Below are 20,484 nucleotides of genomic sequence, written 5' to 3'. Positions count from 1 at the left end.
TTCCGGACCCGTCGGGTCCGGAAGGCCGTGAGGTCCCGGGACCCGGCTCCGCCGCGGCGGCGTCAGGTCCGGCCCTCCTCCTCCTGCGCCTCCCTCAGCGCCTCGGAGGGGGCCGCCCAGCGGGCCCGTACGACGGTGAACCCGGCGGCCTCCGCCGCGTCGCAGACCTGCGCGTCGTCGTCGACCAGCATCCGCACCGTCCGGTCGGCTGCGAGCCGGCGCAGGACCTCCACCTTGGTCACCCGGGCCGGCCGGAAGTCGCGGTCGCGCCGCATGTGGACCGGCCCGGCGGGAAGCCCCTGCTCCGCCAGCCAGTCCACGGTCGCGCGGCGGCACCGCTCCGGCCGCCCGGTGAGGTAGACGACCTCGCACTCCCCGGCCGCCTCGCGGCACAGCGCGACGCCCTCCTCCAGCGGCGGGTCGTCGGGCGCCGCCGCGAAGAACGCGCTCCAGTCCTTGGGCCTCCGCTCCAGGAAGTGCTGGCGGTGCGCGGTCGCGGCGAGGGTGTTGTCGAGGTCGAAGACGGCGAGGGGCCTGTTGTCCTGTGTCACGGGGCCAGGGTAGGAGGCGGGGCACTCGCCGGGAGGGGCGGCCGGGGAACGGGGGAGTCCCCTCCGGGGCGGGGGGTGGAGACCGGGGGCGGCGTCCCCTCCGGGGCAGCGGGCGGAGACCGGAGGCGGAGTCCCCTCCGGAGCAGCGGGTGAGGGCCGGGGCGGGGCCTCCCGGCGCGACGGCCGGGAATCCCTCGCACTCCACGGCGTTGAACCCTCCGTGAGCAGCTTCCCCGACGACGTCCGCTTCTCCGTCCTCGACCGCTCCCGCACCCGGGAGGGCGAGGACGCCTCCCACGCGCTGCGCGAGACCGTGCGCCTCGCCCGGGAGGCCGAGGCCCTCGGCTACCACCGCTTCTGGGTGTCGGAGCACCACGGGGTGCCCGGGGTCGCGGGATCGGCGCCCACGGTCCTCGCCGCGGCCGTCGCCGCCGCGACCTCCGCCGTCCGCGTCGGCACGGGCGGGGTGATGCTCCCGAACCACCGCCCCCTGGTCGTGGCCGAGCAGTTCGGCGTCCTGGAGTCCCTGTTCCCCGGCCGGATCGACATGGGCGTCGGCCGCTCGGTGGGCTTCACCGACGGCGTCCGCCGGGCCCTGGGCCGGGACAAGGACGACGCCGACCGGTTCGGGGAGCAGCTCGCCGAACTCCTCGGCTGGTTCACCGGCGAGCAGACGGCCCACCCCCAGGTGCACGCGCGGCCCGCCGAGGGCCTGCGGGTCCCGCCCTTCGTCCTCGCGACCGGCGAGGGCGCGTCGATCGCGGCGGCGGCCGGTCTGCCGCTGGTCGTCGGCGACCTGCGCGGCCGGGACCGGCTGCTGGCCGCCGTCGACGCGTACCGGACCGGCTTCCGCCCGTCCCGGTGGGCCGCCGAGCCGTACGTGGTCGTCGCCGGGACGGTCGCGGTGGCCGCCACCGAGGAGGAGGCCCGGCGGCTGCTCGTCCCGGAGGCGTGGGCGATGGCGTACTCGCGCACCCGGGGCGTCTTCCCGCCGCTCGACGCGCCGGAGCGGATCGAGGCGCTGGCGATGACGGAGAAGCAGCGCGGCTTCTACGAGGCGGGGCTCCGGGGCCACGTGCACGGCACGGAGGAGCAGGTGGCCGAGGCCCTGGAGCGGGCGGTCGGGGAGACCGGGGCGCAGGAGGTCCTGGTGACCACGAGCACGTACGACCGGGAGGCGCTGAGCGCGTCGTACCGGCGGCTGGCACGGGCGGTGGGGCTGACGCCCCGGGCCCTCCCCTGAGGCCCGTCCGGCCGCACCCTCCCGAAAGGCCTGGCCGGCCCGCGCGCTCCCCCAGGACCCTTCCGGCCGCACCCGCTCGAAAAGCCCCTCAGGCCGCGCCCTCCCGCAAGGCCCGTCCGGCCGCACCCGACCGGAGCAACCACCGGATAGCGCATAAAATCGGATCATGCACGACAGCCCCCACGATCCGTACGTCCGCGTCCGCGGTGCCCGTGAGCACAATCTCGCGGGGGTCGACGTCGACATCCCCCGGGACGCGCTCGTCGTCTTCACCGGGGTCTCCGGCTCCGGCAAGTCGTCGCTCGCCTTCGGCACGGTCTACGCCGAGGCGCAGCGGCGCTACTTCGAGTCGGTGGCGCCGTACGCGCGGCGGCTGATCCACCAGGTGGGGGCGCCCTCGGTCGGCGAGATCACCGGACTGCCGCCGGCGGTCTCCCTGGAGCAGCGCCGGTCGTCCCCGAACGCCCGCTCGTCCGTCGGCACGGTCACCACCCTGTCCAACTCGCTGCGGATGCTGTTCTCGCGGGCCGGCCGCTACCCGGAGGGGGCCGAGCGGCTGGACTCCGACGCCTTCTCCCCCAACACGGCGGCGGGAGCCTGCCCTTCGTGCCACGGGCTCGGGCGGATCCACGAGACGAGCGAGGAACTGCTCGTACCCGATCCGGACCTGTCGATCCGTCAGGGAGCCGTCGCCGCCTGGCCCGGCGCGTGGCAGCGGCGGCGGCGGCGAGGGGATCGAACGGGGCCGGCCACCGTCATTGGGCCGATCAATGACGACGCCTTGACACGGTTGACGCGCGTTGACAAGGAACGCCAGACTCGGGCAGGTACACGACAAGTGGCGGGGGGTCATGTCGTGCGCGGACGCGCTTCGCGCTCTCGCCTCCCCCGGGTTCCCGCCTGTTTCCGCTCGCTCCGGCACCACACCGGCACCGCACCGCACCGGCGCCCGTCCTCCGGCGGGCCCTCTCCCCCGCGAAAGGAACACCGCCCGTGCTCTCCGGCCTCCCCGCGAGAATCGCCGTCACCGCCCTCGCCGTCACCGGCCTGCTGGCCGCCGCCCCTTCGGCGCCGACGCCCCCCTCGGCCCCGGCCACGACCGCGGCCTCCGCGACCGTCGCCGGGTCGCCGTCCGCCGGCGTCACCGTGAAGATGCCGGCCGGCGTCGCCGACCGCCTCGGCACCGACCGCGCGGCGCTGGTGGACGCCGTCTCCGCCGACGTCCTCTCCCGGTCCCACGACGCCGGGGGCCTCGCCCCGGCGACCGCCGTCGGCAAGCTCGCCGCCGAGGGCCGCAAGGTGGTCGTCGACGTGCGCACCGTCTCGCGCGACTGGGCCCGCGGCGTCGCCTACGTCGAGGCCTCGCGCGCACGGCACGGCGCGCCGGAGGGCTGGCTCTACCTCGCCCACCGCGAGAACGGGCGATGGGTCTCGGGCCTGGAGGGCGACCGCGAGTTCGCCGACCACGTGGCCGAGTCCCCGCTGGTCGGCGCGGCGGAACGGCGGACCATGACGGCGTACGCCGAGCGCGCGGCGGCGCCCCGGACGCGGACGCGGCCCCTGGACGCGCATCCGGAACAGTTCTCGCCCGCCGGGGCCCAGGCCAACGTCAACGGACTCCTGCTGCCCTGGATGCCGGACTACTACATGACCCTGACCGGCGGTCCGCACGCCCACGACAGCGGGTCCGGCCACTGGAGCGCCCTCGACTTCGCCGGCGGCAACGCCGGCGGTCTGGTCCGCTCCTCCCGCGATGGCACGGCGACCTCGATGTGCGGCGCCGGCGGCGGCTGGACCCGGGTGATCCACCCCGGCGGCTTCTCCACGGACTACTACCACATGCGGAACACGACCTACTACAACGGGACGTCGATCGCCCGCAGCGCCCTGCTCGGCAGCATCGGCACCGACACCTGCGCCGGCGGTTCCGCGACCGGGGCCCACGTGCACTGGAGCCTGCGCACCTACGACGCCGACTACGTCGGCCAGTACACCTGGCTGAACGGCCGCACCATCGGCGGCTGGACGTGGTGGAACGGCTCCGCCCAGTACTCCGGCTGCGGCGCCCGCCTCGGCGTCACCGCCTGCCCCGGCACGGCGATCTACAACCGCACCGGCTGACCGGATCCCGGACCCCTCGGCGGCGCTCCCCGGGCCCTGTGGAACAGTGGCGGCGGTCCCGAGGAAAGGCGACAGACGATGACGAACGACGGGGGCGACGGCCTCGCGGTGCTCGACGACCCGGTGGGCGAGTCGCTGCGCGGCCGTCACGCGGAGCTCGGCCGCCGGCACGGCCGGGCCGCCACGTACCTGCCGGAGGTCGCGACCTTCTCGGCGATACCCGCCGACGCGGACGCGGCGGACTGGGCCGACCTCGCGCGGCTCCTCGGCCGTGACGCCTTCGCCGACATGTTCAGCTGTCCGGCCGTTCCGCCGCCGGACTGGGAGCCGGTCTTCGTGCTCGAAGGCCGGCAGATGCTCTGGTCCGGCGGCGAAACCTCCGGCGCCGACGCCGCCGGTGTGGTCGAACTCGGCGCGGCCGACGTGCCCGAGATGCTCGACCTGATCGCGCGCACGCAGCCGGGGCCGTTCTGGCCGCGCACCCGCGAACTCGGCACCTACCTCGGGATCCGCGACGGCGGCCGGCTGGTCGCCATGGCGGGCGAACGGCTCCGGCCGCCGGGCTGGACCGAGATCAGCGCCGTCTGCACGGATCCCGAGGTACGCGGGCGGGGGCACGCCGCCCGCCTGGTGGGCGCGCTCGCCGACCGGGTCCTGGCCCGGGGCGAGCGCCCCTTCCTGCACGTCGCCGAGAAGAACACGGCGGCGATCGCGCTCTACGAGCGGCTCGGCTTCACCAGCCGCGGGCACGTGACCTTCCGGGGCTTCCGCACCCCGTGACCGCTCCCCCGGCGTGCGCGGTGTCCGCGGTCAGTTCGCGTTCACCAGGTCGTGCGCCGGGACCGTCACGGTCCGCTTCCCCGGCTTGCCGCCGAGGACGACCTTGCGCAGGGCGCTGTTGTTGTCGAGGTTGGTCTCCTTCAGCCGCTTGGCCGGGTTGGCCAGGACCTGGATGTAGTAGGTGCCGTTGGGCACGTCCGTGATGTCGAAGGACTGCCCCGGCAGGTCCTGGGTGTAGGTGTCGCCGGAGCCGACGTCGAGGACCTCGCGGACGGAGATCGAGTTCTCCTGGCCGCAGGCGGTGGCCAGGTCGGTGTTGAACGGGTGCCAGTTGGCGTTCTTCACCGTGTAGTCGACGGCGTCGGTGTTGGCCAGGCAGAAGGCCTCCTTGCCGCTGCGGACCGCCTCCTTCTTGTCGGCCTTCAGGAGCCGGTAGCTGGCGAAGTCGGTGAAGTGCCAGTGGACGTGGCCGGGGCGCGGGTCCCACTCCATGGTGCCGGTCGGGGTGTAGCCGACCTGCTTGCCCTTGGCGTCGTAGAAGTACTGGTAGGCGTCCATCTTCGCCTTGCCGGGCGAGCGGAAGCCGTCCACCACGAGCTGGGCCGGTCCGGCGTTCCACACGTTGGCGCTGAAGGCGAGGTAGTCCTTGCCGGGGATGTTCTCCGTGCCGTCGCTGATGGTGATGCCGTACGCCGGCAGGGACCGCAGGTCGGGCTTGGGGACGTCCGGGACGGAGGCCTTGCCGGTGGGCCGCTTGGCGGCCGGCACGAGGGCGGGCGCCTTGCGCGAGCCGTCGGTCTGCCCGGTCGCGTCGCCGGTCCGCGCCCCGGCCGCGTCGGCGCCCTGCGCCCCGGCGAGGGCGGCCTGCTGCTTCTTCAGGGCCCAGGGCAGGGCCGGGGGTGCGGCCTTCAGCGGTCCGTGGCCCACGTTGTACGAGGGGGTGGCGCCGCTGGTCTCCGGCGCGCCGGCCTGGACGGGCTTCACCGGTCCGTGCGCGTGCCCGGCGGGGGCCTGGTGGGCGGCGCCGTGCCCGGCGTGCTCCCCGGCCGTGCCGTGCCCGGCGTGCTCCCCGGCGGCGGCCGAGCGGGCGGCGGCGAGTCCGTTGCCCTCCTCCCAGCTGCGCTCCTGGACGGTCACCTTCACCGTCGCGGGCTTGTCGGCGATGCCGAAGAGGTCCCGGTACTTCTTGGCGACCCCGACCCTGGCCGTGTACGTGCCGGCGGCGAGCTTCACCGGCTGGGTGTAGGAACCGGCGTAGGTGTTGGAGGCCCACCCCTTCTCGACGCCCCACACGGAGCCGAGGGTGAAGGGGTTGGTGGGGCAGCTCTCCGGATACTTCGAGGTGGAGGGCGCGTCGGGCCGGATCCGTCCGCTGGCGTTGTTCGGGCAGAAGCTCTCCGTACGGCTGACGACCTTCTTGCCCGCCTTGTCGGTGAGGGTGATCTCGGCGAAGCCGGGCAGCCCGGAGAAGTCCTTCACGGTGCCCTGGGGCAGCACCTTGGCCTTGGCCTTGCCGCCCTCGTACACGGTCTGGGTGACGACGACCGGGTCCTTGTAGGACTTCCGGGTCACCTTGAGCTCCAGCGGCGTCCCCTCCGCGGTCAGGTAGGTGCCCAGGTCCAGGTAGACGCCCGGCTCCTCCTTCCAGGAGGTGAGCGTGACCGAGCCGGTCGCCGCGACGAGGCTCAGCTTCGGCCCGGTCGCGGCCGTCGCCTGCTCCGGCGAGGCGGCCATGAAGCCGGCCGTCACGGCCATGGCGGCGACGGCCGTGGTGCCGGCGAGCAGCGGCCGCCGCAGCCGAGTGGTGCGCGTAGTGGTCATCGGTCCCTCGTTCTCGACGCTGTGGGAAGGGGCGGACGGCGGGCCCCGGTCCGGCGGGACGGAACGTCCGTCCGGCGCGGCGGGAGGCACTCGCTGCGTCCGTGCGGTGAGAGGAGGGGATCCGGCGCCCGGTTGTCCGGGGTGCCGAAATCGTCAGGATGTTGGCCGAATAACGCCGCTGCGGGGGAGGCGGAGGGAGCGGCGGCGCGGGGCGGCCGGGTCGTACGGAACGGGCCGGTCGGGTCGTACGGAACGGGCCGGTCGCGCCCGGCCGACCGGCTCAGCGGCGCGGGGCGGCCCCGTCGCGGGAAGCCGGCTCGTCGTGCGGGGCGGCTTCGTCCCGCGCCGCGGCCCGGCGGCCCGCCACCACGTCGGCGACGGCGACGGCGAGCGCGGCCCCGACGAAGGCGATCGAGACGAGGAGGCCGTGGTCGTAGGCGGTGGCCCAGCCGTCCTGGGCGACCTGGCCGAAGAAGACGGAGCCGACCGCGGCGATGCCGACTGCCGAGCCGACCCGCTGGCCGGTCTGCAGGGTGCCGCCGGCGCTGCCCGCGCGGCGCACCGGCACCTCGGAGAGGGTGAGGGTCTGGTTCGGGGCGATCACCAGGCCGCTGCCGAGTCCCGCGAGGAGCAGCGGGGCGAGCATGGCCCAGCCCGCTCCCCTGCCGGGCACCTGGTGCACGGCGAACGCCGTCCCGGCGAGGCCGATCGCCACCATCGCCAGGCCCGCCACCACCAGCGGCCGGCCGAAGCGGTCCACGAGCCGGCCGCCGATCCCGGCCGCGATCCCCGAGCCCAGGGCGAAGGGGGTGATGGTGAGCCCGGCCTGGAGCGCGGTGTAGTGCAGTCCGCTCTGGAGGTAGAGCGTGCTGACGAAGAAGATCGAGGTGAAGCCCGCGAAGTAGAGCAGGATGAGGAGCGAGCCGAGCCAGTAGGACCGGACCCGGAAGAGTTCCAGTTCGATGAGGGGTTCGTTGCCCGAGCGGGCGCAGCGGCGCTCCCACCACACGAAGACCGCGAGGAGCAGGGCGGAGACGGGGACGAGCAGGTACTTGCCGTTCCCGGGCCACTGCTGGGACTGGACGAAGGGCAGCAGCAGGGCGAGCACGGCCGCGCCGAGCAGCAGCACGCCGACCGGGTCGAGGCGGCGGAGCCGTACCGGCTCGGCGTTCGGGGTGTCGGGGAGCAGGCGCCGGGCGAGCAGCAGGCACACGACCCCGATCGGGAGGTTGACGTAGAAGACCCAGCGCCAGCCCTCCTCGGGGCCCGCCGTCTGGATCAGGAGGCCGCCGAGGAGGGGGCCGACGGCAGTGGAGATGCCGACGACGGTGCCGAACATGCCGAAGGCCCGGCCGCGCTCGGAGCCCCGGAACATCTGCTGGATGAGCGCGGAGATCTGGGGCGAGACGAGGCCGCCGGCCACTCCCTGGGCCAGCCGCGAGACCACCAGCCAGGTGCTCGTCTGGGCGGCTCCGCAGGAGGCCGAGGCGAGCGTGAAGAGCGCGAGGCCGACGATGAAGACGCTGCGCCGGCCGCGCGCGTCGCCGAGGCGTCCGGCCGGGATGAGGAAGAGCCCGAAGGCGAGCGCGTACCCGGAGAGCACCCACTGGAGGTCCGACTCCGGGGTGTCGAGGCCGGAGCGGATCGAGGGCAGCGCGACGTTCACGATCGACACGTCGAGCAGGGTCATGAACCCCGCCACGAGGCAGACGCCGAGCGCCTTCCACCGGTTCGGGTCCGGTTCGTCCTGCTGCCCGTGCGGGTTCTGCGCCGCCTCTTGCCGGGTCACGTGTCCTCCTGGTTCCCTCGGGTGCGGCCCGGTGGACGGCGCGCGACACGGGTCGTGCGCGCCTCCCGGCCTGCGAAGACCCGGGTACCCGGAGCGCGGCCTCCCGATTCCTCCTTTTCCCCTCGATCATCCGTTGATGTGGGCAAATGCCCGGGTGCCCGTGCGGGGCACCCGGGCGGGGAGGCGGTCCGGGGCCGTCAGGCCGCCGTGTCGAAGGTGTAGTGGGGCGTGTGGTCCAGCATGTCCGCCGGGGTCACGTCGTTCCACGGGCGCATGGTGTCGCGGAGGTCCACGACGTTCCGGGTGCCCGCGGCCGGCAGGTAGGGCGAGCCGGGGTGGCGGGCCTGCCAGTCGGCCCACAGCTTGTCGACGAAGGCGTGGTGCAGCCAGAAGACGGGGTCGTTGGGCGAGACGCCGGTGGCCATCTGGCCGCCGACCCAGACGTGGACGCGGTTGTGGAGGTTCACCCCGCGCCAGCCCTCCAGGTGGTTGCGGAAGCCGTCGGAGGCGCTGTTCCAGGGGGCCGTGTCATAGGTCTCCATGGCGAGGACGGAGTCGACCTCGGCGCGGGTGGGGAGCTGCCGGCCGCCGGCGCCGAGGTCGCGCCGGAGGAAGTCGCGCCCGTCGACGCGGACGGTGATCGGCCAGCGGTTGCCGGCCCGGGCGAAGGGGCCGTCGGTGACCTGGCCGTCGCGGGCGCGGCCGGTGCCGCCGAGGAAGTCGGGCGCCCACAGCGAGGAGCGGGAGGTGCGGTCGGCGGTCCAGTCCCAGTAGGGCAGGGTGACGGTCGCGTCGACGGACTTCAGGGCCGCTTCGAACTCCAGGAGGAAGCGGCGGTGCCAGGGCAGGAAGGACGGCGAGCGGTGGCCGACGCGGTCGCCGTCGTCGGTGTCGCCCATGATGAAGGCGTTGTGCGTGGTGACGAAGGCGTCGTACCGCCCGGAGCGCTTGAGCTCCAGGAGGGCGTCGACGAAGCGCCGCTTCTCGTCGGCGGTGAGGGCGGCCTGGTTCTTGCGTACGGTCATGGTGGTGCCTGCTCCTGGATCGGTCAGCCGAGGGCGAGGGGGACGAGCGGGGCGCCGCGGAGTTCGCGGACGGCCGCGCGGGCCAGCTCCCTGGGCGCGGCGACGGGCTCGTAGTGGTGGATCACGCTGATCCAGGTGCCGTCGGCGTTCCGCATGACGTGCAGTTCCCGGCCGTCGACGGTGACGGTGTAGCCGCCGCCGTGGTGTCCCCCGCGGTGGCCGCCGCCGTGCGCGGGGCCGCCCCGTATGCGGCGGCCCTGGTAGACCTCGTCGAAGGAGGCCGGGTCGGTGGCGGCGGCGCGGGGGGCGGCGGCCCCGGCCGGCCCCGTCCGTGCGAGGACCGCCACGGCGCCCGCGGCGCCTGCCGCGACGCCGAGAGCCCGGCGGCGGGTGATGCTGGACATGGAACCCCCAAGTGGTCTGTGCGACCGGGGGTTTGGTCATATGCCCCCGGCAGGGGTCATCAGTACCCGGGAGTAGGGGCGCGGCGGAAATCGACGTCGGACGGTTGGCCGCGAAGTGGTCAACTCGTCACGGAAAGTGCAGTTTTGAACAGAGTTGATCTTGCTGTTCCAGCGCGCGAAAGCACCCCGGAGCGAAGATCTTACGGAGAAGATGATCATTTTGTGAATGATCTTTCGCGCCGGGGTGCCGCGTGTGGCGGAGCCCACGCCCTCGGATTGTCCGGATCCGGCCTCAGCCGCGGCCGGCCTCAGCCGCGGCCCGCCTCAGCCGCGGCCCGCCTTGCGCCGGGCCCGCAGCCACTCCCGGTTCATCGCCGAGATCGACGGCAGCGGGATCCCCTTCGGGCAGGCCGTCGCGCACTCGCCCGTCAGGGTGCAGCCGCCGAAGCCCTCCGCGTCCATCTGGGCCACCATGTCGAGGACCCGGGTCTCGCGCTCCGGGGAGCCCTGCGGCAGCACGTTGAGGTGGTTGACCTTGGCCGAGGTGAAGAGCATGGCCGAGCCGTTGGGGCAGGCCGCCACGCACGCGCCGCAGCCGATGCACTCGGCGTGCTCGAAGGCGGAGTCCGCGTCGGCCTTGGGGACCGGCGTGGCGTGGGCCTCGGGCGCCGAGCCCGTGGGGACGGTGATGTAGCCGCCGGCCTGGATGACGCGGTCGAAGGCGGAGCGGTCGACCACCAGGTCCTTGACCACGGGGAAGGCGGAGGCGCGCCAGGGCTCGACGTCGATGGTGTCGCCGTCGCGGAAGGAGCGCATGTGGAGCTGGCAGGTCGTGGTGCGCTCGGGGCCGTGGGCGTCGCCGTTGATGACGAGGCTGCACGCGCCGCAGATGCCCTCGCGGCAGTCGTGGTCGAAGGCCACGGGGTCCTCGCCGCGCAGGGTGAGTTCCTCGTTGAGGGTGTCGAGCATCTCCAGGAACGACATGTCCGGCGAGATGCCGTCCACCTCGTAGGTGGCCATGGCGCCGTCGGCGTCGGCGTTCCGCTGGCGCCAGACGCGCAGGTTGAGCTTCATGCGTAGCTCCGCTGGGTGGGGTGGACGTACTCGAAGGCCAGTTCCTCCTTGTGGAGGACGGGGGCGCGGTCCGGGGCGGTGAACTCCCAGGCCGCCGCGTAGGAGAACTCCTCGTCGCGGCGGGCGGCCTCGCCGTCGGGGGTCTGGGACTCCGCGCGGAAGTGGCCGCCGCAGGACTCGGCGCGGTGGAGCGCGTCGAGGCACATCAGCTCGGCGAGCTCCAGGTAGTCGACGATCCGGTTGGCCCGCTCCAGGGACTGGTTGAACTCCTCGCCGGTGCCGGGGACCTTGATCCGGCGCCAGAACTCCTCGCGGATCTCGGGGATGCGGGCGAGGGCCTTGCGCAGCCCCTCCTCGGTGCGGGCCATGCCGCAGTGCTCCCACATGAGTTCGCCGAGTTCGCGGTGGAAGGAGTCGGGGGTGCGGTCGCCGTCGACGGAGAGCAGCAGGTTCAGCCGGTCCCCGGTCTCGGCGAGGACCTCGCGGACGGCCGGGTGGTCGTCGGTGACCGGTTCGGCGTGCGGGTGGCGGGCGAGGTAGTCGTTGATGGTGGCGGGCAGGACGAAGTAGCCGTCGGCCAGGCCCTGCATGAGGGCGGAGGCGCCGAGCCGGTTGGCCCCGTGGTCGGAGAAGTTGGCCTCGCCGATCGCGAAGAGGCCGGGGACGGTGGTCTGGAGGTCGTAGTCGACCCAGAGCCCGCCCATCGTGTAGTGCACGGCGGGGTAGATCCGCATGGGGACCTCGTACGGGTTCTCCGCGGTGATCCGCTCGTACATGTCGAAGAGGTTGCCGTACTTCTCCTCGACGGCCTTGCGGCCCATCCGCCGGATGGCGTCGGCGAAGTCCAGGTAGACGCCCTGGCCGCCGGGGCCGACGCCGCGTCCCTCGTCGCAGACGTTCTTGGCGGCGCGGGAGGCGATGTCGCGGGGGACGAGGTTGCCGAAGGAGGGGTAGATGCGCTCCAGGTAGTAGTCGCGCTCCTCCTCGGGGATCTCGGCGGCCGGACGGGTGTCGCCCTCGGCCTTCGGCACCCAGATGCGTCCGTCGTTGCGCAGCGACTCACTCATCAGGGTCAGCTTCGACTGGTGGTCGCCGGTGCGCGGGATGCAGGTGGGGTGGATCTGGGTGAAGCAGGGGTTGGCGAAGTACGCGCCGCGCCGGTGGGCCCGCCAGACGGCGGTGGCGTTGGAGTTCATCGCGTTCGTCGACAGGTAGAAGACGTTCCCGTAGCCGCCGGAGGCCAGGACGACGGCGTCGGCGTAGTGGGTGGAGATCGCGCCGGTGATCAGGTCGCGGGCGACGATGCCCCGGGCCCGCCCGTCGACGACGATCAGGTCGAGCATCTCCGTACGGGGGTGCATCTCGACGTGTCCGGCGGCGATCTGCCGGGAGAGCGCCTGGTAGGCGCCGAGGAGGAGCTGCTGTCCGGTCTGGCCGCGGGCGTAGAAGGTGCGGGAGACCTGGACGCCGCCGAAGGAGCGGGTGTCGAGGAGGCCGCCGTACTCGCGGGCGAAGGGGACGCCCTGGGCGACGCACTGGTCGATGATCTCGACGGAGATCTGGGCGAGGCGGTGGACGTTGGACTCGCGGGCCCGGAAGTCGCCGCCCTTGACGGTGTCGTAGAAGAGGCGGTGCACCGAGTCGCCGTCGTTGCGGTAGTTCTTGGCGGCGTTGATGCCGCCCTGGGCGGCGATGGAGTGGGCGCGGCGCGGGGAGTCCTGGTAGCAGAACTGGACGACGTGGTAGCCCTGCTCGGCCAGGGTGGCGCCGGCGGAGCCACCGGCCAGGCCGGTGCCGACGACGATGATCCGGTGCTTGCGGCGGTTGGCGGGGTTGACCAGCTTCGCCTCGAAGCGCCGGGTGTCCCAGCGTTCGGCGACGGGTCCGGCGGGGGCCTTGGTGTCGGCGATCGGCTCGCCGACGGCGTAATCGACAAAGCTCATGGTCAGCTCACGACTCCGGTCATGACGGCGACGGGGATGGAGACGAAGGCCGCGGTCAGGACGAGCGCGAGGCCGTTGGCCAGGGTCCTGAGGAGGCGTTCGCGGCGGGCGTTGCCGACGCCCAGGGTCTGGGCGGCGCTCCAGAAGCCGTGGCGGACGTGGAGGCCGACGGCGAGCATGGCGACGATGTAGATGACGTTGCCGTACCAGGTGGAGAAGGTGTCGACGACGTTCTGGTAGGGCTTGCCCTCCTCGAAGCCGCCGGTGTGGACGGTGCCGGTGGTCAGGTCGAGGACGTGCCAGACGATGAAGAGGGCGAGGATGATCCCGCCCCAGCGCATGGTGCGGGTGGCGTACGAGGCCCGCCTGCGGCGGTGGACGTAGCCGACGGGGCGGGCCCCGATGTCGCGGCGGCTGAGCTGGTACGCGGAGACGGCGTGGGCGACGACGGCGGCGACGAGCACGATCCGGACGGCCCAGAGGGCCCACTCGTGGTGCAGGAGCGGGGCGCCCATGACGCGCAGCCAGTGGGCGTACTCGTTGAACTCCTCGGGGCCGAAGAAGACCTTGAGGTTTCCGGCGACGTGGGCGACGAGGTAGCCGAGCATGATCAGCCCGCTGACGGCCATGACCGTCTTCTTGCCGAGGGTCGAGGAGAGGAATCCGCGGGACGGTGTGGGGGACGGCGGGCGGTCCTTCGTCCGGTTCCCCGTGGGTGCCAGAGCCATGTTCATGACGTTAGGGCCGAAGGGCCCGAGAGGTCCAAGACATGGTCCGGCTGATCTCGATAGGCTCTCCCTATTCGTATCGCCTACGCTGGGACCATGCAGTTCCAGCAGCTCCTCTACTTCGTCGCCGTGGCCGAGACCCGGCACTTCACCCGGGCCGCCGAGCGGGTCCACGTCTCACAGCCCTCGCTCTCCCAGCAGATCAAGGCCCTGGAGCAGGAGCTGGGCGCGGAGCTGTTCAGCCGGGCCCGGGGGAACATCACGCTCACCGACGCCGGGGAGGCCCTGCTGCCGCTGGCCCGCCGGATCCTCGCCGACACGGAGACGGCCCGCCTGGAGGTGCAGGAGCTGGCCCAGCTCAAGCGGGGCCGGGTGCGGCTCGGCGCGACCCCGAGCCTGTGCACGGGGCTCCTGCCGGACGTGCTGCGGGCCTTCCACGACCTGCACCCGGGGATCGAGCTCCTGATCGAGGAGGGCGGCTCGCACGACCTCGTGCGGGAGCTGGCCCGCGGGGCGCTCGACCTGGCCCTCGTGGTGCTGCCGCTGCCGACCCCGTCGCCCGCCCTGACCACGGTCGAGCTGCTCCGGGAGGACCTGGTGGTGGTCTCGGCCGCCTCGGAGCCGGCGCCCCGGCGACCGGTGCGGATCACGGACCTGCGCGACCAGCCGCTCGTGATGTTCCGGCACGGCTACGACCTGCGGGAGCTGACGGTGGCGGCCTGCCGGGCGGAGGGCTTCGAGCCCTCGTTCACCGTCGAGGGCGGGGAGCTGGACGCGGTGCTCGGTTTCGTACGGGCCGGACTCGGGCTCGCGGTGGTCCCGGCGATGGTCGCCGCGCGGGCCGGCCGCGACCTGCGGGTGACGGCCCTCGCCCGGCCGGGCCTGCGCCGCACCATCGCGCTGGCCCACCGCAGCGACGTGGCGCCGCCGAGGGCCGCGCGGGAGCTCCAGCGGATCCTGCTGACCTCCCGGAAGGTGAGGCCGGGGGTCGGACCGGGGCGCCCGCCCGTCTGACCCTACGCCCCCGTCACACCGCGTCCGCCAGGAGCAGGGAGTGGATGCGGTCCGGGGCGCCGGGGCGGGCGTAGTACCAGCCCTGCGCCGTGTCGCAGCCGAGCTCGCGGAGCTGGCGCGCCTGCGCGCCCGTCTCCACGCCCTCGACGGTGACCGCCAGCTCCAGGCTGTGGGCGAGCGAGACGATCCCCTCGACGATCTTCAGGTCGACCGGGTCCACCGGGTGCTGCTGCATGCCCCGGGTGAAGGAACGGTCCAGCTTGAGGACGCTCACCGGGAGCCGCCGCAGGTTGGCCAGGTTCGAGTAGCCGGTGCCGAAGTCGTCGAGCGCGATGTCGACGCCCATCTCGGCGAGCTGCCGCAGCGGCTTCAGGAGGCCCTCGTCGGCGCCGATCAGGGCCGACTCGGTCACCTCCAGGCAGAGCGCGCCCGGTTCGAGCCCGGAGCGCTCCAGGACGTCGACGGTGTCGGCGACCAGGCGCGGGTGGTGGAGCTGCGTCGGGGAGAGGTTGACGTTGATGCGCAGCGGGCCGCCGTCGGCGTGCCGGATCTGCCAGAAGCGGGCCTGGCGCACGGCCTCCTGGAGCACCCAGCGGCCGAGCGGCACGATGAGGCCGGTGTCCTCGGCGAGCGGGATGAAGCGGTCGGGTCCGAGCACACCGTGCTGCGGGTGGCACCAGCGGACGAGCGCCTCCGCGCCGTGCACGCTGCCGTCGCCGAGGTGGACGAGCGGCTGGTACTCGATGAAGAACTCGCCGCGCTCCAGGGCGGCCGGCAGGGCCGTGGTGAGCCCGTGCCGGGTGATGGCGCGGGCGTCGGCCTCGGGGTCGGCGAGCTCGAAGCGGTTGCCGCCCGCCGACTTGGCCCGGTACATGGTGATGTCGGCGCTGCGCAGCACCTCGGCCGGGGTCCGCTCCCCCGACGGTCCCTCGACGACGCCGAGGCTGCCGCGCACGGTCAGCTCGCGGCCGTCGATGCGGAGCGGGGTGGCGAGCGCGGCGAGGATGCGGTCGGCGAGGTCGGTGACGTCGCGCTCGCCGCCGGAGCCGGTGGTGAGGGCGACGAACTCGTCCCCGCCGAGCCGGGCGACCATCTCGTTGGCCCCGGTGACACAGCTCTGCAGCCGGTCCGCGACCTCGACGAGGAGCCGGTCGCCGGTGGAGTGGCCGAGGCTGTCGTTGATGACCTTGAAGCCGTCGAGGTCCAGGTAGCAGAGGCCGAAGCGGGCGTTGTCGCCGGGGGCGAGCGCCTTCTCCAGGCGCTCGAAGAACAGGGTGCGGTTGGGCAGTCCGGTGAGGGCGTCGTGGGTGGCCTCGTACCGCAGGCGCAGATGGAGCAGGCGCCGCTCGGTGGTGTCCTCCAGGAGGGCCAGCTGGTACTGGGGGCGGCCGTCGGCGTCCCGGAGGAGCGAGACGGTGAGGTTGGTCCACAGAACCGTTCCGTCACCCCGGTAGTACGGCTTCTCGACCCGGTAGTGCTCCCGCTCGCCGCGGACCAGCTCCTCGTACAGCTTCCAGACGTGCGGCCCGTCCTCCGGGTGGACCCACTCGCTGACCTTGCGGCTGCGCAGCCGGCCCTCCATCCCGCCGAACATGCGGGTGAGGGTCTCGTTGACCTCCAGGAGGTTGCCGTCGAGGTCGGCGATGCCGATGCCGATGGCCGCCCCGTCGAAGACCGCGCGGAAACGGCTCTCGGTGGCGTGCAGGGCGATCTCGGCGGCGGTGCGGGCGGCGAGCGCGGAGCGGGCGATGGCCTCCTGCTCGGCGAGGGTCCGCTCGCGCAGGGCCTGGGCGTAGCCGGCGGCCATGGCGTGCTGGAGCCGGGCGCAGCGGGCCCGGAGCTCCTCGGTCGGCAGGTCCGACTCCGTACCGCAGTAGAGCACCAGGTACGAGTCGACGACGCCGAGGCTGCGGCCGAGCGCGTCCGGGTCGGTGCAGTGGGCGGCGACCAGGGCCGCGCCGGCGCCCTGGGCCGGTGCCGTGTCGAAGGGCCGGGCGTGCAGGGCGTCGCACAGGGTGCGGGCCAGCGGCAGCAGGTGCCCCTCGAACTCGGTCCGGGTGAGCGACGTGGCGGTCACCGGGAAGATCGCGCGGCTCCATATGGTGACGAACCGCCTGAGTCTGTCCTCCGGGCCGTCGGCCTCGGCGCCGGACCCGGCCGGCTGGGACGGGACCTTCACGCCTTGCGCCCCACCCCTGCGAGGCCGGAGAAGGTGTGGGGATCCTCCTCCTCGACCGGACTCTCCGGTCGCCAGACGGGCAGCGGGACGAGACCGGGCTCGATCAGCTCGGTGCCCTCGAAGAAGCGGGCGACCTCCGCGCCCGACCGCATCACCAGGGGGTTGCGGATGTTCCGGTAGACCCCGACGGTGCCGCCGGCCTGCTCCTCCAGGAACGGGATGCCCTCGTACGAGGCGTGGGTGAGGACCACGAGGCTGCCGGGCGCGAGGGCGTCGATCAGCTCGGCGACGGCCTCGTACGGGCGGTCGTGGTCCTCCAGGAAGTGGAGGACGGCGACGAGGAGGAGGGCGACCGGCCGCTCCAGGTCGAGGAGCCGGGTCACCTCGGGGCTGCGCAGGATGTCGGCCGGCTTGCGCAGGTCGGCGGAGACGACGGCGGTGTTCTCGACGCCCTCCAGGACGGCGCGGCTGTGGGCGACGGCGACCGGGTCGTGGTCGACGTAGACGATCCGCGCGGCCGGGTCGGCGGCGCGGGCGACCTCGTGCACGTTGCCGAAGGTGGGTATGCCGGAGCCGATGTCCAGGAACTGGGTGACGTCGTTGTCAACGGCGTGGCGGACGGCGCGCCGCATGAACGCCCGGTTCGCCTGCATGATCTTGGGCAGGCCGGGCATGAACTCCATCGCCTTGCGGGCCGCTTCCCGGTCGACCTCGAAATTGTGCGAGCCGCCCAGGTAGAAGTCGTACATTCGGGACACGCTCGGCACCGAAATGTCGATACCCGGCGGAGCCCAGGCGGGACGCTCCATCAATGTCTCCAACAAGTCGCCGTGGGGATGCGGCCATGTGTTCGCGGCCGGTGTTCGAGGTGAGGCTACTGATCGCCCGCCAAGAGGGCGAGTGGAAACGGAAATTCGCGGTCCGTTCTTGGTCACACGCCATTGGCACGTGCGTGCGGAACGCCGACTTCACGCCTTCGGACCGTGCACATTCACGTGCAGATGATCGTGCGCCGACTCCGGTCGCGGTTCCCGTTTCGCCCGGTGCGGGACCCAGAGCCCTTTCCTGGCTGGGGTGTTGCCGCGATCGAGGCCCTGTCGCCGGTGCAGGATGCCCCGTCGACCGCGCCGTCCGACAGGGCGACAACCGGACAGTTCTTCTTCCGGCGGCCGGAACGGTTCCTCTCGTGAATCGCGGTGCGCGGAGATACCCGGGCATTGCGCCGAATCCGCCTACTGTCCGATAGAACGTCAAGTCCGCGCCTCGGGAGATCCCCTCCATCCGGCGAATCCGCCGGGATTCCGCCCCGGCGCACGCCGCCCGCGATCAAGCTCGACGGCGTGTCTCTGTACGGATCACTCCTCGCGCGGCCGCTGGCGGCCCTGGCGCTGGTGTGGCTGCTCGCCGCCCCCGCGCCCGCCTCCGCCGACGCCTGCGCCCACGCCGTGACCGGCCCCGGCGGTGCGCACACCGCGGTCGCGTCCACCGGGTCGGGCGCGTGCCCGCACCCGCACCCGCACCCGCACCCGCACCCGCACCCGCACCCGCACCCGCACGAACCCAAGCCGACACCCACGCCGACGCCCACGCCGACGCCCACCCACACACCGCCGCCCGCGTGCCCGTCCCCCACGCCCACGCCCACTCCGACCCCTACCCCTACCCCTACCCCGACTCCGACGCCGACCCCCACGCCCCCGCCCACCACGAAGCCGCCGAAGCCCGTCCCGACGGTGCCGCCGCCTCCCGTACGCCCCACCCCGCCCCCGCCTCCCGTACGGACGACACCACCACCCGTACGGACGCCGGCGCCGCGCACCACCCCGCCGGCACCGCGTCCCGCTCCGCCCGCCACGGAGGCGCCGGAGCCCGTGCCGACGCCCGGGCCGACGTCCGCCGCCGCTCCCCCGCCCTCCGCGCGGCCGGAGCCCCCGTCCGCCGCCCCCGTCGCGCTCCCCCACTACCGCCCCGCCACGCGGCCCCGGCCGAAGAGGGGCACGTCCGTCCTCACCACGACGCTGGTGATCATCGCCCCGGCGGTCCTGGCGACCGCGATCCTGCGCTCCCGTTCCCGCTGATCCCACCGATCGCGCCCCGCTCGGCGAACCACCGATCCCACCGATCCCACTGATCCCACCGGAGGAATCCGTGTCCGAATGGCTTGTCCTGTCCCTCGCGATGGCGGCGGCCTGCGCCGTCGTGCTCACCATCGTCGTCATCAACCACCGCCGGATCCCCGAGGACGACGACCCCAGCGAGACCCCGGACGTCATCGAGTACATGACGATGATGATCGGCGTGATCTACGCCATCGTCCTCGGCCTGGCCATCGCCGGCGTCTGGGAGGCGCGGGGGGCCGCCCAGGAGACCGTGCGGCAGGAGGCCCAGGCGCTGCACGAGATCTCGGCCCGCGCCGAGGTGTATCCGCGGGAGGTCCGCGACCGCATCCGCGCCGACGTCGACGCGTACGTCTCCCACGTGGTCGACGACGAGTGGAAGCACATGTCCGAGACCGGGGAGCTGAGCGACGAGGGCACCGCGCTCCTGGAGAAGGTGCGGCGGAGCGTCACCGACTACCGGCCGGCGAACGACTTCGAGGGGCAGGCGTACCAGCCGCTGGTGGACCAGGTGGCCGCCGCCGACGACGCCCGGAACGCGCGCGGGCAGAACGCGGGCGAGACCATGCCCGGGGTCGTGTGGTTCGGTCTGATCGTCGGCGCCCTGGTGACCGTCGGCCTGATCTTCACGCTCCAGATCCGCAGGACCGGGCGGGAACTGCTGCTGGCCGGGCTCTTCAGCGTCCTCATCGCCTTCCTGCTGTTCCTCATCTGGGACTTCGACGCGCCGTACGGCCGGGGCATGTCGGCCACCGCAACGCCGTTCACCGACCTGTTCCCGCGGCTCGACGGGTGAGGAGCGCCACCCGGGTGGGCCGCACGGGGGACACGCATGACCCGTTCGCACCTCTGGGATCGCGGGCCCGGTGACGCGCTCCTAGCGTTTCGGGCATCGAGGTGCACGCAGGCCCTTCGCGGGAACCCCCTCCCGCGGCTGCCCCTCGGGACCCGGAGGATTCACCATGCGCGCGATACGTGCCGCATCCACTGCCCTGCTGGGGGTGGCCGCCTTCGCCCTGGCCGCCCCCTTCGCCGTCGCGACGGAGGGTGCCCTGGCACCCAACCCGCGAGCGCGGGGCGCCAAGGCCCCGGGCGATTTCGTCGTTTCGCCCTCGGTCGTCTCCCCCGGCGGCCGGGTGACCCTGAGCGCCCCCGGCTGCGCCAGCACGGCGACGGCCGCGGCCGGCGTCTTCGACACCGCCGTCATCGCCCCCGGGGCGACGGCGACCGCCACCGTGGACCTGGACGTGCGGCCCGGCAGCGTCTACACGGTCGCGTTCAACTGCACGGGCGGCGTCCAGGACACCGTCGACCTGACGATCGCCGGCGGTGCCACGGCCACCGCCACCCCGACGATCCGCTCCACGATCCTCACCACCCCGCGGGGTGTCCAGGGCGGTCTCGGCGGCTCGGTGGACGACGGGGTCGGTCCCGTCGAACTGGCCGCGGGCGGGGCGCTCGTCCTGGCCGCCGCGGGCGGCGTCTTCTACGTGGTGCGCCGCCGCACCGCCGAGTCCCGACGTCACTGAGGCGGCGGCGTGGCGCGGATCGCGGCGACACGCGGGCGTTCCCTTCTCCGCCTTCCCGGACGCCCGTCGCCCCCGGGTCCTGACGGGGCCCCCGGGGCGGCGGGCGCGGGGGGCCGGCCGGGAGGGTCGGCCGGGCAGATCCCCGCGCCGGGCACACCGCGGCGGC

The 20,484-nt window shown here is 73.5% G+C and carries 17 protein-coding genes and 1 pseudogene; 8 read left to right on the top strand and 10 right to left on the bottom strand.

Going from position 1 to position 20,484, the window contains the following annotated elements:
* Nucleotides 1-62 precede the first annotated feature (62 nt).
* Entirely contained in the window at nucleotides 63-551 is a 489-nt protein-coding gene (locus ACWGSR_RS36685) for a phosphatase domain-containing protein (RefSeq protein WP_453573577.1), read from the bottom strand.
* A gap of 220 nt (nucleotides 552-771) precedes the next feature.
* Between ACWGSR_RS36685 and ACWGSR_RS36680 the strand changes: the two genes are divergently transcribed.
* The 4 genes and pseudogenes from ACWGSR_RS36680 to ACWGSR_RS36665 all read left to right on the top strand — a co-directional run bounded on the left by ACWGSR_RS36680 (nucleotide 772) and on the right by ACWGSR_RS36665 (nucleotide 4,695).
* On the top strand, nucleotides 772-1,794 hold the full coding sequence (locus ACWGSR_RS36680) for an MsnO8 family LLM class oxidoreductase (RefSeq protein ID WP_453573574.1): 1,023 nt from the start codon (nucleotides 772-774) through the stop codon (nucleotides 1,792-1,794).
* A gap of 166 nt (nucleotides 1,795-1,960) precedes the next feature.
* Nucleotides 1,961-2,524 (top strand): annotated as a pseudogene (locus ACWGSR_RS36675) (ABC transporter); the annotation flags it as partial.
* Nucleotides 2,525-2,787: 263 nt separating this feature from the next.
* Nucleotides 2,788-3,915, top strand: a complete 1,128-nt coding sequence (locus ACWGSR_RS36670; protein WP_453573571.1) for a M23 family metallopeptidase — start codon at nucleotides 2,788-2,790, stop codon at nucleotides 3,913-3,915.
* Nucleotides 3,916-3,993: 78 nt separating this feature from the next.
* Nucleotides 3,994-4,695: a GNAT family N-acetyltransferase gene (locus ACWGSR_RS36665; protein WP_453573568.1), complete on the top strand. Its 702-nt coding sequence runs from the start codon at nucleotides 3,994-3,996 to the stop codon at nucleotides 4,693-4,695.
* Nucleotides 4,696-4,725: 30 nt separating this feature from the next.
* Here the strand turns inward: ACWGSR_RS36665 and ACWGSR_RS36660 are convergent, their stop codons facing one another.
* From ACWGSR_RS36660 to ACWGSR_RS36630, 7 genes are all read right to left on the bottom strand, one after another.
* Nucleotides 4,726-6,516, bottom strand: a complete 1,791-nt coding sequence (locus ACWGSR_RS36660) for a lysyl oxidase family protein (RefSeq protein WP_453573565.1) — start codon at nucleotides 6,514-6,516, stop codon at nucleotides 4,726-4,728.
* Between the two features lie 280 nt (nucleotides 6,517-6,796).
* Nucleotides 6,797-8,305: an MFS transporter gene (locus ACWGSR_RS36655; protein ID WP_376244600.1), complete on the bottom strand. Its 1,509-nt coding sequence runs from the start codon at nucleotides 8,303-8,305 to the stop codon at nucleotides 6,797-6,799.
* A gap of 197 nt (nucleotides 8,306-8,502) precedes the next feature.
* Nucleotides 8,503-9,330 (bottom strand): tyrosinase MelC2, encoded by an 828-nt coding sequence (melC2, locus tag ACWGSR_RS36650; RefSeq protein WP_376244597.1) that lies wholly within the window; start codon nucleotides 9,328-9,330, stop codon nucleotides 8,503-8,505.
* Between the two features lie 23 nt (nucleotides 9,331-9,353).
* Nucleotides 9,354-9,734 carry an apotyrosinase chaperone MelC1 gene (melC1, locus tag ACWGSR_RS36645; RefSeq protein WP_453573561.1) on the bottom strand — a complete coding sequence of 127 codons (381 nt, stop codon included), beginning with the start codon at nucleotides 9,732-9,734 and terminating at the stop codon, nucleotides 9,354-9,356.
* A 324-nt stretch (nucleotides 9,735-10,058) separates the two neighbouring features.
* Complete coding sequence (locus ACWGSR_RS36640; protein WP_376244592.1) at nucleotides 10,059-10,808, bottom strand: succinate dehydrogenase/fumarate reductase iron-sulfur subunit; 750 nt, start codon at nucleotides 10,806-10,808, stop codon at nucleotides 10,059-10,061.
* On the bottom strand, nucleotides 10,805-12,751 hold the full coding sequence (locus ACWGSR_RS36635) for a fumarate reductase/succinate dehydrogenase flavoprotein subunit (RefSeq protein WP_376244589.1): 1,947 nt from the start codon (nucleotides 12,749-12,751) through the stop codon (nucleotides 10,805-10,807). The genes ACWGSR_RS36640 and ACWGSR_RS36635 overlap by 4 nt, the downstream gene beginning before the upstream one ends.
* A 2-nt stretch (nucleotides 12,752-12,753) precedes the next feature.
* Nucleotides 12,754-13,479, bottom strand: a complete 726-nt coding sequence (locus ACWGSR_RS36630) for a succinate dehydrogenase (RefSeq protein ID WP_366378566.1) — start codon at nucleotides 13,477-13,479, stop codon at nucleotides 12,754-12,756.
* Between the two features lie 96 nt (nucleotides 13,480-13,575).
* Here ACWGSR_RS36630 and ACWGSR_RS36625 point away from each other — a divergent pair, with 96 nt between their 5' ends.
* On the top strand, nucleotides 13,576-14,493 hold the full coding sequence (locus tag ACWGSR_RS36625) for a LysR family transcriptional regulator (protein WP_376244585.1): 918 nt from the start codon (nucleotides 13,576-13,578) through the stop codon (nucleotides 14,491-14,493).
* A 13-nt stretch (nucleotides 14,494-14,506) separates the two neighbouring features.
* Here ACWGSR_RS36625 and ACWGSR_RS36620 read toward each other — a convergent pair whose 3' ends face one another.
* On the bottom strand, nucleotides 14,507-16,672 hold the full coding sequence (locus ACWGSR_RS36620; RefSeq protein ID WP_376244582.1) for a putative bifunctional diguanylate cyclase/phosphodiesterase: 2,166 nt from the start codon (nucleotides 16,670-16,672) through the stop codon (nucleotides 14,507-14,509).
* Nucleotides 16,669-17,481 (bottom strand): SAM-dependent methyltransferase, encoded by an 813-nt coding sequence (locus ACWGSR_RS36615; RefSeq protein WP_376244579.1) that lies wholly within the window; start codon nucleotides 17,479-17,481, stop codon nucleotides 16,669-16,671. Before ACWGSR_RS36615 ends, ACWGSR_RS36620 begins: the two co-directional genes overlap by 4 nt.
* Before the next feature lie 531 nt (nucleotides 17,482-18,012).
* On the opposite strand from ACWGSR_RS36615, the gene ACWGSR_RS36610 reads away from it, so the two are divergent.
* The 3 genes from ACWGSR_RS36610 to ACWGSR_RS36600 all read left to right on the top strand — a co-directional run bounded on the left by ACWGSR_RS36610 (nucleotide 18,013) and on the right by ACWGSR_RS36600 (nucleotide 20,318).
* A complete protein-coding gene (locus tag ACWGSR_RS36610; protein ID WP_453573555.1) occupies nucleotides 18,013-18,750 on the top strand; it encodes a hypothetical protein in 738 nt (245 codons plus the stop codon).
* A 70-nt stretch (nucleotides 18,751-18,820) separates the two neighbouring features.
* Nucleotides 18,821-19,585, top strand: a complete 765-nt coding sequence (locus ACWGSR_RS36605; RefSeq protein WP_376244573.1) for a bestrophin-like domain — start codon at nucleotides 18,821-18,823, stop codon at nucleotides 19,583-19,585.
* Nucleotides 19,586-19,751: 166 nt separating this feature from the next.
* Nucleotides 19,752-20,318 (top strand): hypothetical protein, encoded by a 567-nt coding sequence (locus ACWGSR_RS36600; RefSeq protein WP_453573552.1) that lies wholly within the window; start codon nucleotides 19,752-19,754, stop codon nucleotides 20,316-20,318.
* Nucleotides 20,319-20,484 lie beyond the last annotated feature (166 nt).

Source organism: Streptomyces sp. NPDC055632, assembly GCF_053618675.1.
Note: the sequence above shows the minus strand (reverse complement) of the source record. Positions and strands in the feature narration are given on the sequence as shown.